This window comes from Bradyrhizobium ganzhouense (genome assembly GCF_049949285.1).
Taxonomy (GTDB): domain Bacteria; phylum Pseudomonadota; class Alphaproteobacteria; order Rhizobiales; family Xanthobacteraceae; genus Bradyrhizobium; species Bradyrhizobium ganzhouense.
This window is the reverse complement of the sequence record NZ_CP181318.1, coordinates 6,030,702-6,043,205: the sequence shown is the minus strand read 5'-3', so window position 1 is coordinate 6,043,205 and position 12,504 is coordinate 6,030,702. Positions and strand designations below refer to the sequence as shown.

General features: G+C 64.9%; 11 protein-coding genes. 6 read left to right on the top strand and 5 right to left on the bottom strand.

What is annotated here, in order from left to right; translation table 11 throughout:
- Window positions 1–2 precede the first annotated feature (2 nt).
- Window positions 3–746 carry a 3-oxoacyl-ACP reductase family protein gene (locus tag ACLFLU_RS27945; protein ID WP_426407980.1) on the top strand — a complete coding sequence of 248 codons (744 nt, stop codon included), beginning with the start codon at window positions 3–5 and terminating at the stop codon, window positions 744–746.
- Between the two features lie 43 nt (window positions 747–789).
- Here the strand turns inward: ACLFLU_RS27945 and ACLFLU_RS27940 are convergent, their stop codons facing one another.
- Both ACLFLU_RS27940 and ACLFLU_RS27935 read right to left on the bottom strand, forming a co-directional pair.
- On the bottom strand, window positions 790–1,596 hold the full coding sequence (locus tag ACLFLU_RS27940) for a Crp/Fnr family transcriptional regulator (RefSeq protein ID WP_426407979.1): 807 nt from the start codon (window positions 1,594–1,596) through the stop codon (window positions 790–792).
- A gap of 217 nt (window positions 1,597–1,813) precedes the next feature.
- The gene (locus ACLFLU_RS27935; RefSeq protein ID WP_426407978.1) at window positions 1,814–2,908 is read right to left on the bottom strand and encodes a SecDF P1 head subdomain-containing protein; all 1,095 of its coding nucleotides are present in this window, start codon (window positions 2,906–2,908) and stop codon (window positions 1,814–1,816) included.
- A 248-nt stretch (window positions 2,909–3,156) separates the two neighbouring features.
- Here ACLFLU_RS27935 and ACLFLU_RS27930 point away from each other — a divergent pair, with 248 nt between their 5' ends.
- On the top strand, window positions 3,157–5,064 hold the full coding sequence (locus ACLFLU_RS27930) for an acyl-CoA synthetase (protein WP_426407977.1): 1,908 nt from the start codon (window positions 3,157–3,159) through the stop codon (window positions 5,062–5,064).
- A 175-nt stretch (window positions 5,065–5,239) separates the two neighbouring features.
- On the opposite strand, the gene ACLFLU_RS27925 is transcribed toward ACLFLU_RS27930, so the two are convergent.
- A complete protein-coding gene (locus ACLFLU_RS27925; protein WP_426407976.1) occupies window positions 5,240–6,412 on the bottom strand; it encodes a M20 aminoacylase family protein in 1,173 nt (390 codons plus the stop codon).
- Window positions 6,413–6,982: 570 nt separating this feature from the next.
- Between ACLFLU_RS27925 and ACLFLU_RS27920 the strand changes: the two genes are divergently transcribed.
- Window positions 6,983–7,567, top strand: a complete 585-nt coding sequence (locus ACLFLU_RS27920; protein ID WP_426407975.1) for a TetR family transcriptional regulator — start codon at window positions 6,983–6,985, stop codon at window positions 7,565–7,567.
- A gap of 588 nt (window positions 7,568–8,155) precedes the next feature.
- Here ACLFLU_RS27920 and ACLFLU_RS27915 read toward each other — a convergent pair.
- Together ACLFLU_RS27915 and ACLFLU_RS27910 are read right to left on the bottom strand one after the other, a co-directional pair.
- Window positions 8,156–8,806: a response regulator gene (locus tag ACLFLU_RS27915; protein WP_426407974.1), complete on the bottom strand. Its 651-nt coding sequence runs from the start codon at window positions 8,804–8,806 to the stop codon at window positions 8,156–8,158.
- A gap of 7 nt (window positions 8,807–8,813) precedes the next feature.
- Window positions 8,814–10,181: a sensor histidine kinase gene (locus tag ACLFLU_RS27910; protein ID WP_426407973.1), complete on the bottom strand. Its 1,368-nt coding sequence runs from the start codon at window positions 10,179–10,181 to the stop codon at window positions 8,814–8,816.
- Between the two features lie 198 nt (window positions 10,182–10,379).
- On the opposite strand from ACLFLU_RS27910, the gene ACLFLU_RS27905 reads away from it, so the two are divergent.
- Genes ACLFLU_RS27905 through ACLFLU_RS27895 form a run of 3 tightly spaced genes read left to right on the top strand, consistent with a single transcriptional unit; the run spans window position 10,380 to window position 12,431 of the window.
- Entirely contained in the window at window positions 10,380–11,150 is a 771-nt protein-coding gene (locus tag ACLFLU_RS27905; protein WP_426407972.1) for a MotA/TolQ/ExbB proton channel family protein, read from the top strand.
- Window positions 11,147–11,833: a hypothetical protein gene (locus ACLFLU_RS27900; protein ID WP_426407971.1), complete on the top strand. Its 687-nt coding sequence runs from the start codon at window positions 11,147–11,149 to the stop codon at window positions 11,831–11,833. The genes ACLFLU_RS27905 and ACLFLU_RS27900 overlap by 4 nt, the downstream gene beginning before the upstream one ends.
- On the top strand, window positions 11,826–12,431 hold the full coding sequence (locus tag ACLFLU_RS27895) for a hypothetical protein (RefSeq protein WP_426407970.1): 606 nt from the start codon (window positions 11,826–11,828) through the stop codon (window positions 12,429–12,431). The genes ACLFLU_RS27900 and ACLFLU_RS27895 overlap by 8 nt, the downstream gene beginning before the upstream one ends.
- Window positions 12,432–12,504 lie beyond the last annotated feature (73 nt).

Below are 12,504 nucleotides of genomic sequence, written 5' to 3'. Positions count from 1 at the left end.
CCATGTCAAAGAAACTCGAAGGCAAAACTGCACTCGTCACCGGCGGCTCGCGCGGTATCGGCGCTGCCATCGCCAAGCGGCTTGCCGCTGACGGCGCCAAGGTCGCCATCACCTACAGCAAGGGCGCGGATGCCGCAGCCGCAATCGTCAAGGCGATCGAAGGCGCGGGCGGCAAGGCGATCGCGATCCAGGCCGATGCCACCGATCCCAAGGCCGTGCAGGCCGCGGTCGGCAAGACCGTCAGCACGCTCGGCAAGCTCGATGTGCTCGTGAACAATGCGGGCACCGCGATCCCCAAGAAGTTCGAGGAGACCACGCTGGAGGAGCTCGACCAGGTGATCAACCTCAACATTCGCGGCGTGTTCATTGCCACGCAGGCCGCACTGAAGCAGATGAACGACAACGGTCGGATCATCTCGATCGGCTCATGCGTCGGCGAGCGCATGATGACGCCGGGGCTCGTGCCTTACTCGGCGACGAAGGCCGCGATCCGGATGTTCACGCAAGGCCTGTCGCGCGAGGTTGGCGGCCGCGGCATCACCGTCAACAACGTGCAGCCGGGACCGATCGACACCGATCTGAACCCTGCCTCCGGCGACTGGGCGACCCCGCAGAAGGCGGCAACCGCGCTCAACCGTTACGGTAAGGTGGAGGAGGTGGCGGCGCTGGTCGCCTTCGTCGCCAGCCCCGAGGCGTCCTACATCACGGGCGCGAATCTCACCGTCGACGGCGGCACCAACGCCTGATCGCGGGAATGAGTATCCGGGCGGCCGACGTCGGCCGCCCGGTTCACGCGGTCCTGTTCGTGGTCGTCGCCCGCGCCGCGGTCAGCTGTTTCTGCAATCGATCGATGTTTTGCAGCAGGCGCTGGCTGGTCAGCACCAGGAAGTAGTAGCCGAATTGCGGATCCTGGAAGTAGATTTCGAGCAGGCGGTCATAGGTGATCGTCAGCACCTGGCCGTCTTCGATGCATTCAATCGTTCCGGTGCGCCGGTTGTCGGGCGTGAGGAAGCCGAGCTCGCCCATCAGCGCGCCGGGCCCGATCTCGACATTGATCTCCTTGACCAGGAACTTGCCGGTGACCGTGAGGAGCATGTCCTTGGCCGGGTCGCCCAGCTTGAACAGCGTGTCGCCTTGGCGATATTTCCGCTCGGTCATGAACGGCTTGAGCCATTCGATCGACATGTCGCCCTCGGCCGCGTGGCGCGCTTTCTTGACCAGCTTGAGCATTTGCCGCAGGCGCACGGCGTTGATCGGAAGCAGCAGCAGATACAGGACGAACGTCGAGACATTGGCGGAGAGCGCACCGAAAATGGCGAAGAAGGCGCAGCCGATCATGTTGGCGACGCGGAGCGGCACCATCGTCCGCATCAGCAGGGTGGCGACGAAGAAGCCGGCGCCGATCGTGGCGAACAGATTGGCGAGTGTGATGTTGTGGACAAAGATCTCCAGCAACCGGTTGAAGATCGCGTCGTAGGTGACGTTATTGGGATCGAGACCCATCTGGACCAGGATCTTCGCGATCCTGAGGTTATCCGTCGCCGCGTCCAGAATGCGGTCGAGGATCGAGGAAATGTCTGCGCTGCCGGACGGCATGGTACTATCCCTGCGTAAGGCTTTCAGTCCTGCTCGGTCTTCGTATAGCCGAAATCGAGTGACGACCGCTTGAATGAAGCCTACGGCCGTCAGGCTGCAAGCGGCAAATTTTAGCCTGATCGGGCATTTCGGCAATTGCCCGTTGGTTGTGCGTATGGCCTCGGTGCGGCCTGTGATTCGGGGCCGCCCGGGCGCTGGCCGCGGGGTGATCTCCGCCTCAGGGCTTGGCGGCGGGCTGGATGACCTGCTGCTCGACGAGGGTCAGGTGCCCAGGCAGCGCCCCGGCACGCAGCAGCATAGCGACGCTGTTGGCCTCCTCGAGGGTGAAATTACCGGAGACCTGGACCGATCCGCCGGTGATGGGTTCGCGGATCACGGGGGCGGAGATCACCTTGTCGTCGAGCACGATGGCGAAGGATCTGCCGACGTCCTCTTCCGTGACATGAGCGAGGCGCCGGGTACCGCGTCCGTTGAAGCGGAATGAGGCGACGGGGTCCTTGGTGCCGGCCGCAAAGCCGGGCGCCGCATAGCTGATGTCGTCGCCGTCCAGCGCACTGTCCTTGGCGACCAGATAGGGTCGCTTGTCCTTGAAGCCGAGCAGGACTTCGGTGCCTTCGGGCGGCGTGCCGGATTGCGCCTGCTCCGGTGACATCGAGGCATCGACCAGGCGGAAGCTGACCTTGACCTTCCGCGCGAAGATCGCGGTGATGCGCTCGGGGTCGGTCACACCGGGCAGGAAGACGCGGATGCGGTCGGTCCCGTCGGGGACGACGCTGACGAGCTTGACGCCGGAATCCTTGAGGCGCTGCTCGATCATGGCAATGGAATCTTCGACAAGCTCATTCAGCCGTGCAGCGGATGCGGCATCGGTCGGCGCGAGCCTGACCGCTCCATCGCCGCCGTCGGTCACGGCGATCGCATGCGAGGGCAGTCCGTCCGCGGCTGAGGCGAGCTTGCGCGCGAGCTGATCGCGGCCTTTTGCGTCCGCGATCTTGACGTCGACGCCGCTGTTGCTGATCGCAAGGTTGGAGAAGGCGATATGGCCGTCGTGCAAAGTCTTGTAGACGTCGTCGCGCAAATCCGTGACGACGCTCTCGCGCAAGCCGGAGCTGTCCGCCTTGTAGATGATGCGTGATCCGCCCAGTGTCTGCATCTTGTCGTCGATGAAGGCCGTGACCTTGGCCCGCATCTTGTCGAGCGTGCCATCGGCGAGCGCGGCGCGCGGCAGGGCGATCGACGTTGCCATGATCGCCGACGTCATGGCGAGCGCAACGATCAGCCGTGTGGCGCGCTCCCGCGGGGGTGTGGTCATGATCACCTCAAGTCTTGCGGCAGGACGCTGGCAGGCGAATCCGACGCATGTTCTTGGTCCCCGGATCGGGTGCGGAGGTTCAAAGGCCGCGCACCCAAGTGCTACGACCGTAGCCGTTAGGCCATGGACGAACGCCAAATCATCCATCATTCTGTCCGCGCTCGACCGGCCATTGGTCGAGGTCTCGCCGAACCAAAATGTCAAAAGACAGGCGGCGAGAGATTGCATCTGAGGGAGGACGGAATTCCATGGCGGGCATCCACGCGCTCGATCGGCTCATCGGCAACGACTATCCGGAGCTCTTGACGGACGAGGAGGTCCGGATCTTCGAGCAGGTCCCTTACGCGGACCGTGTTGCGGCAGCGAGCACCTATGATGCCATCAGGCTCGGGGCTGCACGCAACCCCGACGGCGCGGCGATCCAGTTTCTGCAAAATGCCGACCCGGCGGATTCGGCGCTCGTGGTCACCTATCGCGACTTCATTGCGCGCGTCACGCAGGCCGCCAACATGTTTCACGCGCTCGGCGCGGAAAAGGGCGATGTTATCTCCTTTATGTTGCCGTTGCTGCCCGATGCCTTCGTGACGCTGTTCGGTGCGGAGGCCGCCGGCATCGCCAATCCCGTCAACCCGCTGCTCGAGCCGCACCAGATCGCGGAAATTCTGGAGGCGGCGAATACGAAGATTCTGGTGGCGCTCGGGCCGATGCCGGGTACCGACATCTGGCAGAAGGTCGAGCAGATCCGCCCGCAGCTCAAGCACCTCAAGGCGATCGTGCAGGTGGCCGGCGGCGGCGATCCCGCCAACGGAATTTTCGCGTTCAACGACCTGATCAAGCAGCAGCCGTCCGACCGGCTTATCAGCGGGCGCAAGATTTTGGGCAGCGACATCGCCGCCTTTTTCCACACCGGGGGCACCACCGGCACGCCAAAGCTGGTGCGGCACACCCATACCAATCAAGTGTATCAAGCCTGGGCGCTGAACCTGCTGCTGAAGGCGAAGCCCGGCAGCAACATGCTGTTCGGCATGCCGCTGTTTCATGTCGGCGGATCGTTGACGCAGGTGCTGCTGACGCTGTCCGCAGGCGGCTCGCTGGTGGTGCTGTCGCCGAGCGGCTGGCGTAATCCGAATGCGGTGAAGAACATCTGGGGCCTGGTCGAGCGCTTCAAGCCGGAGGCGCTGTCGAGCGTGCCGACGGTGCTCGCCGCAACGCTCGCGGTGCCGCCCGGGAATGCCGACATCTCCAGCCTGAAATATGCAGCCGGCGGCGGCTCGGCGATTCCGGTCGCGGTGGGATCTGCGATCCAGGAAAAGCTCAAGCTGCCGGTGGTCGAGGTCTACGGCATGACCGAGACCTCGAGCGTGCACACGCTCGCCTATCCCAGCCGGCCGATCCGGCTCGGCTCGGTCGGCCTGCCCATGCCTTACGCGCGTGTCCGCATCGTGCAGCTCGATGCCGATGGCAACCTGATCGGTGACTGCAAGCCCGACGAGATCGGCGTCGTCATCATGGCCGGCCCCGGCGTGTTCGGCGGCTATCTCAACGACGCCCACAACAAGGGCGCCTTTGTCGATGAGGTCTGGGTCAATTCCGGCGATCTCGGCCGGCTCGATGCCGACGGCTATCTCTGGATCACCGGCCGCGCCAAGGACCTCGTGATCCGCGGCGGTCACAACATCGATCCGGCGCCGATCGAGGAGATCATGTTCCGCCATCCCGCCGTCGGTTTTGCTGCGGTGGTCGGCCAGCCCGATGCTTATGCCGGCGAGCTGCCGGTCGGTTACGTGCAGTTGAAGCCCGGCGCATCCGTCGAGCCGGGCGAGCTCGAGTCGTGGGTGCGCGAGCGCACGCCGGAGCGCGCCGCCGTTCCGGTGCAAGTCATTCCGATCGATCCGATGCCGGTGACCGGCGTCGGCAAGGTGTTCAAGCCGCAACTGCGCTGGGACGCGGCGCAGCGCGTGTTCACCAAGGTGCTGACGCCGCTGATCGCGCGCGGCATCGATTGCAAGGTGAAAGTCGTCGCCCATGGCAGCCACGGCTCGATCGCAATCGTGACGCTTGCGGGGCTCCCGCCGGACCAGCGCGACAGCGTCGCCGGTGAGGTGCACACGCTGCTCGCGCCATTCGTGATGCGGCATGAGGTTGTGCAGGCGTAGTTGAGGGGCGAGACGGCTCCAGGCCGGCATGCACATGCTGCAGTATCAGGGATGAACTGCCGCCCGGGTTGCGCTGCCGTAGGGTGAGCAAAGGTGCAATGCGCCGTGCCCATCATTCGCGGCGGAGAACGCAGTGGTGGGCAAGCTTTCGCTTTGCCCACCCTTGCGACCGACGCTACCCGACCGGCATCGCGGTTTCGATCAGGCGCACCCAGAACGATGCGCCATGGCCGAGGATGTTGTCGTTGAACACGTAGGCCGGGTGGTGGCATGCCGGGCTGTCGCCCATGCCGACCAGAATCATTGCGCCGGGGCGGGCCTCCAGCATGAACGAAAAATCCTCCGCGCCCATCATCGGGATGATCTTGTCGTTGACGCGGTCTGCCCCGACGATGTCGCGGGCGACGTCGGCGGCAACGCCGGCTTCGCGCGCATGATTGAGGGTCACCGGATACATCCGCGTGTATTTCGTCTCCGCCGAGCCGCCATAGGCGCGGGCGACGCTCTCGGCGACTTCGCCGATGCGGCGCTCGACGAGATCGCGCACATCAGGATCGAGCGTGCGCACGGTGCCACTGAGCTCGGCGGTCTCGGGGATGATGTTGAAGGCGGTGCCGGCGTGGAATTGCGTGATCGAGACCACCGCCGACTGCAGCGGATTGACGTTGCGCGCGACGATCGATTGCAACGCATTGACGATCTGCGAGCCGATCAGGACGCTGTCGATCGCCTGGTGCGGAGTGGCGCCGGCATGGCCGCCTTTGCCGTGGACGGTGATGCGGATGTTGTCGGAGGAGGCGAGCAGCGGACCCGGCGTGGTCGCGAAATGGCCTTCGGCGAGGCCCGGCATGTTGTGCATGCCGTAGACCTGGTCGATGTTCCAGCGCGTCATCAGCCCGTCCTCGACCATGGCCTTGCCGCCGCCGCCGCCTTCCTCGGCGGGCTGGAAGATCACGACCGCGGTGCCGTCGAAGTTGCGCGTCTCGGCGAGGTATTTGGCGGCACCGAGCAGCATAGCGGTGTGGCCGTCATGGCCGCAGGCGTGCATCTTGCCCGGGATCTTCGAGGCGTAGGGCACATCGGCGGTTTCCATGATCGGCAGCGCGTCCATGTCGGCGCGGAGCCCAATCGCCTTGCCGGAGGCGGACTTGCGGCCGCGGATCACGCCGACCACGCCGGTGCGCCCGATGCCCGTCACCACCTCGTCGCAGCCGAACTCGCGAAGCTTGTCGGCGACGATGCCGGCGGTGCGATGGACTTCGTAGAGCAGCTCGGGGTTCTCGTGGAAGTCGTGGCGCCAGGCGGCCATTTCATCGGAGAGGGCGGCGATGCGGTTGACGATGGGCATGGGGGGATCCGTTTCTTGTTCGTAGGGCGGGTGAGCGTAGCGTAACCCGCCGAGGAGGCGGGCGGCGGCCTAAGGGGGCGGGCGCCAGCCAAAATGCTTTTTACGCCGTGATTTGGCAGAGGGGGAGGGCGAAACAAACGGCGCGACAAGGTGGTGGGGGATGACGGGGATGAATAGGTATCATCGTCCGCGGGGACGTAGCGGGCGACGGGCCCCGGTAGCGGCCACCCGCAAATATTAACTGTCAGTCACGGGTCTTTGACTAACAGATATTGAAATCTGTCATCGAGACGTGTATATCCCTTCTCGGACGCTCCGATTGGGCGTCCCGCGGTCATCGCCTTCCGGGAGGACCGCGGACGAATGGAGACGACGACAATGACGACCGAAATCATCAATCTCACCGGGACGATTGGGCATTGGCTCAATTTACTGGTTGCGCGCCAGATCGCGGCGCAGGCTGCAAAACTGCCTCATTAAGAGCTGAGCTTTCCGAACCACCGGCAGGGGCGCTTCGGAAGCAGCTCCATCGCCGGGTAACTGGGCCCTGAACGGGAACATGGTGCTGGCATGAACGAAGCCGTTGTCTTGACGCCGGAGCGGATCCTCGAAGTCACCGAGGACGTTTTGCGGCGCTACGGACTCGCTAAGGCCACCGTGGTCGACGTCGCTCGTGCGCTCGATGTGAGCCACGGCAGCGTCTATCGCCATTTCCCGAGCAAGGCTTCGCTCCGCGAGGCCGTCGCCAAACGCTGGCTCGACCGCATTGACGCGCCGTTGTTGGCGATCGCCCAGGAGCAAGGCCCTGCGCCTGTGCGGCTCGACCGCTGGCTGCGCACGCTGTTCGCGGCGAAGCGTTCGCGCGTGCTCGACGACCCCGAAATGTTCGAGACTTATCTGACGCTGGCCCGCGAGGCCTGCGCGGCGGTTAAGTGTCACAAGGATACCATGATCGACCAGATCGCGGCGATCCTGACCGACGGCGTGAAGCAGGGCGTGTTCGCCGTGGACGACGTCAAGACCACCGCACGCGCGCTGTTCGATGCCACCTGCCGCTTCCATCATCCGGCCCATGCCGATGAGTGGAAGGATGCCGAGCTGCCCGCGCGCGTCGATGCCACGCTTGCGCTGCTGCTGCGCGGGTTGAAGGCCTAGTCCGACACGCTCCTTCCAAAGCGCGTAATCGCCGATTCAGCCTTTCGCCTTGCGGAGAAGGGCCTCCTCGCGAAGGGAAGGCGAGGGGAGCGATTTCCTCCGAGCGGGAAAAGTGGCTCCGGAAGATGCGACAACCGGCGGGCTCTCTGGATATGTATTCACCGCGATTTCGACTGCGTCCTTTGACCGCCTCCGAAGGCGGTAGAACGTGAGCTCCTGATCAAGTGGGGGGCAGCGGAAGTGGACGACGGCCGTATCGGGCAAGCGGCAGAGTTCGTCGATGAGTTCGCCCACGGTGAGGAGCGGAGGATCGACGAGGGGACGGTGCATAGCCTTACTCATGGCGCAACTCCTTCACTCTGTTGCTAACCAAAGCGCGACGGTGTCGGTTCCATTCCGCTCGCCGCAAGCGTTGGATAAAGGTGCGAACTGCGCGCCGCCGCGCTAGAGCGCGGATCCCGACCGCAACTCGCGCGACCGCAATATGCCGAACGGGTCTTCGCGCCCGGCCAGTTTCCGGTCGGAACCAGATATTCGCAGACCTGGGCATTTCAGACTTGGGCGCTTCAAACGTCCAGGCGCCAAGCTCTATATCTTCGTCAGCCCGCAACTCGCCGCCAGCCGCACCAGCTGTGCATCCGTGCGCGTGCCGGTCTTGGTCTTGATCAAATAGTGATAATTCTGGACCGTCTTGACGCTGAGATTGAGATGCGCCGCGATCTGCTCGGTGGTGGCGCCGCCGGCGAATTGGCGCAGAATCTCGATCTCGCGCTCGCCCAGTTGATCCAGCGCTGAGCCTGTCGACAGGCTGTCCTCGGCCAGCACATGCGCGATGTCGTCGCTCATGGCGCGCTCGCCGCGGGCCACGCTGCGGATGGCGTTGACGACGGCGGAGGGCGCGCTGCTCTTGGTGACGAAGCCGGAGGCGCCGGCATTGAAGGCGGCTTTCACCAGCACGGCCTCGTTGTGCATGGTGAAGACGAGCACCCGCGCCCGTGGATTGCGCGCGCGGATGTTGCGGATCGCCTCGAGCCCGCTGGCGCCGGGCATCGAGATGTCCATCACGACGACGTCGGGGTCGTGCGTCTTGAAGGCGCCGTAGGCATCCGCGGCGTTGTCGGCTTCCGCCACCACGTGCAGATCGCCCTGGCTCTCCAGCACACGCCGGTAACCCTGACGGACGATCGGATGGTCGTCGACCAGCAGCACCGAGATGCCTGTTGCTGCGACATCGCTCATGGCGGCCTCATGCGGCAAGCGGGATCGTCGCGGCGACGCTGAGCCCGCGATTGGCGGGCATGATCGACAATGATCCGCCGGCGGCTGCGACACGCTCGCGGATGCCGGTGAGGCCGAAGCCGGCCGAGCGCGCCACGCGTGCAGCATCGCCGCCGCCGTCGTCCTCGACGCGGATCAGAAGCGCATCGTCCTCGCCCGCGCACCGCTCGACGTGCAACGAGATCTTGCGGGCCGTACCGTGGCGCAGCGCATTGGTCAGGCATTCCTGGGCGACGCGATAGGCGGTTGTGGCGGCCGGACCGCTGATGTCGGTGAGATCGCCCTTGAGGTCGAGCTGGATCGTCGGCTGCGTCGCACTCTGCGAGCGCCAGCTGTCGACGAGGTTGACGAGGCTCGCTTCCAGCCCAAGCTCCTCGGGCAGGGGATTGCGCAGCCGCTTCAGCGCATCGCGCAGCGAGGCCATCAAGTTGTGCGTGGCCTGCGAGATCATGCGCGCGTCCTGCGCGATGCCATGATCCTTGTCTCTCGTGCTCGCGGTCTCGATCGTGTTGGCGAAGGCGAGGATGGCGGAGAGATTTTGCCCGAACTCGTCGTGCAGCTCGCGGGCGAGCGCGCGACGCTCGTCGTCGCGGATCTCGATCAGGCGCCGCGTCAGCGCCGCGCGCTGTTCGACGGATTCTTCCAGCCGGCTGCCGAGTTTCTCGACAGCGCCGCCGATCATCCCAAGCTCCATGGAGCGGAAGCGCGGCAGTTTCGTGCGGTACTGGCCGCGCGCCATGCGTTGCAGGGCAAGCACAATGGCGCGCGCCGGCGCCAGCGTGTGCGCGATCGCGAGCGAAGCGAGCAGCGCGATCGCGGCCGCCATCAGCAGCGCGACGTCGATCACGTTGAGAACGTACTCCCAGGCGAGCGAGATTGCGGCCACTTCATCCGGGGTCGCAACCACCGTTCCGGCGGCCGCGGCGCGGGGGCTGACGGGCCGCACCACTTCGGCGTGGCTGCCGAGGAAGGTCGGAACGACGGCAGCGAACCAGCGTGGCGGCGTCCGGCCGATCCCCTGGCTCTGGCCGCACAGCGGCTTCTCGAATGCGGTCGCAGGCTGGAACTCGACGCAGACGCCCGGCGAGATCAGCTTCATGGTCTCCAGCGTCCGCCACTCCGGAACCGGCACGAGATGCTCGCGCATTCTGCTGCTGCGCAGCAGGAGCTCATGCCAATACAGCGCCTGAAGCGCCTGCGCGACCCGCTGCGCGGACGCCGCAGTGGCCCGGTCGACGCTGCGATAGGCATCGAATGTGGCCCATATGGTCGCTGCGCCCAGGCACAGCGCAACGATGAGAAGCAGACGGGCGACAAGCTGAAGCACGAGGCGCATGCGATCACCCCAAAGTTTGGTAAGCTCAGCCTAACAACGCAGCCAGGCCTTGCCAATTGCAGGGAATGGCAGGAACGCAGCTCGGGCAAATTTCCCAAGCCGGATTGGGCATGGCTCTTTGGACCGGGCGCGCCGGCTTTGATCTAATCGGGGTGGAATCGTTGCAGGCTGATCCCTGCAGGTCAGGAGCAGTGCAGCATGAGTTCGATGACGATTGGACCGATCGCGAACACTGCGACCGACCCATCCGAGCGCAGCGCGCTGCTGTTCTGGATGATTTTTACGGGGCTATCGATCTTTGCGGTCGTGCTGCTGTGGCGGTTCGGCCTGATCCATCTGATGCTGACCTCGGACCGAACCTATATTTCGAGTGTGATCGCGGTGCTCTACATCCTGACCTGCGGTCATTGCTTCCTGCGCACGCGGGCGATCGCGCGTGAGGGGGCGGCTGCACGGCGCTGCCGCGCGGTGCTGGCGGCGCCCGATGGCAGCAAGGTGCTCGATGTGCGCGCACCCGCGCTGCCGCGCGGGCTGGTGCGCGATCATATTGAGAGCCTTGTGATGAAGGCCGCCGCGCAGGATTACCGACCGGTCGACCAGACGCTGCTGCTGCGGACGCTGGCCGACCGCCTGCGCGGCTCCAACGGGTTCGGTGCCTTCGTCTCCGACACGCTGATGAAGCTCGGCCTGCTCGGCACCATCATCGGCTTCATCATCATGCTGGCGCCGATTGCCGGACTGGATGCCGCCGACAAGGTCGCGATGCGCTCCTCGATGGGGCTGATGAGCGACGGCATGGCGGTTGCCATGTACACGACGCTGGCGGGTCTCGTCGGTTCCATCCTGGTCCGCATCCAGTATTACATGCTCGATTCCGCGACCCAGCGGGTGTTCTCCGATGCCGTGGTGCTGACGGAGACCTATGTGACTCCGGTTCTCGAGCGCAAAGGCGCTGGAACGCCGTCATGATGGACGATTTCGGTCTCTATCCGCGCGAGGAGCCGTTTGATCCCTTGGGCGTGATGCTGTTCAAGGCGCTCCAGGTGGTCGCCTTCCTGTTCTTCCTAGCGCTGCTCGCGGTCTCTCCCGACGCCAAGGAGGGCAAGATCGACTCCAAGGCCGAGTTCATGATCACGCTGGACTGGCCGGACAACCACCCGGACGATCTCGACCTCTTCGTGCAGGATCCCGCCGGCAACATCGCCTGGTATCGCCACCGCGAGGCCGGCTTTCTCACGCTCGATCGCGACGATCGCGGCGGGGCCAACGACTTCATCATGGTCAACGGCAAGAAGATCGCCTCGCCCATCCGTGAGGAGATCGTGACGGTGCGCGGCATCGTCGCCGGCGAATACACCGTCAACGTCTCACATTTCGTCGCCACGACGGGCGAGCCGGTGACGGCCAATGTGAAGGTACAGAAACTCAATCCGACCGCGCAGGTGGTCTTCGACAACAAATTCACGCTCGACCACACCGGTGACGAGAAGACCGCGGTGCGGTTCCGGCTCGACGCCGAAGGCAAGGTGGTCAATGTCGACCAGCGGCCGAAATCGCTGCTCGAGACCTTCCGCAGCACCTGGCGCAATGGGGCCGATCTCGACCCGAGGACCGGTGTGAGCAAGAACGCTGCGAGGATCCGTCGTGACTAATCTGCCGACGGTCATCCTCACGCTTTCAATCGCCTATGCCGTGATCGGCGCGCTGCTCCTGGTCGTGCTGGTCTATGCACGGCTGCACTGGTCGCTGAAGGCGGTCGCGGTGGTCGTGACCAGTGCCTTCTATGTCGTCAGCTTCACGGAAATGCGCGGGCTGCTCGGCTGGGCCAGCACGGACCGGCTGCCCACCGCGTTCAAGCTGCTCAAGGCGCGGATCGTCGAGCCGCATTCGCTGGAGGGCGATCCCGGCTCGATCTATCTGTGGGTCGAGGAACTCGACGAGGATCACCGTCCGAGCGGAATTCCGCGCGCCTTCCGCGTCCCCTACAACGACACCCTGGCCGACAAGACCCATGCAGCCGAGAACGAGATCGCTGCGGGCCACCCGCAGGGCGGGCGCGCGGCGGATTTCGGCGGCGGCGAGGGCAGCCTGATCGACATGGTCCGGGAATATGTGACGCCCAAGGTCATCCTTGAGACCAGCGGCGGCGATTCCTCGACCGGGGAGTTCAACGCCCCGCCGGCCGGCGCGCAAGGAGCGGTGTTCACCCCGCTGCCGCCCCCCCGGATGCCGCCCAAGGACGAGCAATAGCCTCTTCACCATTGCAGAAGCGCAGCGCTGGTCAATCGCCCTGCGCTGGCGCATCTTGCCCGCCTCCCTCAAA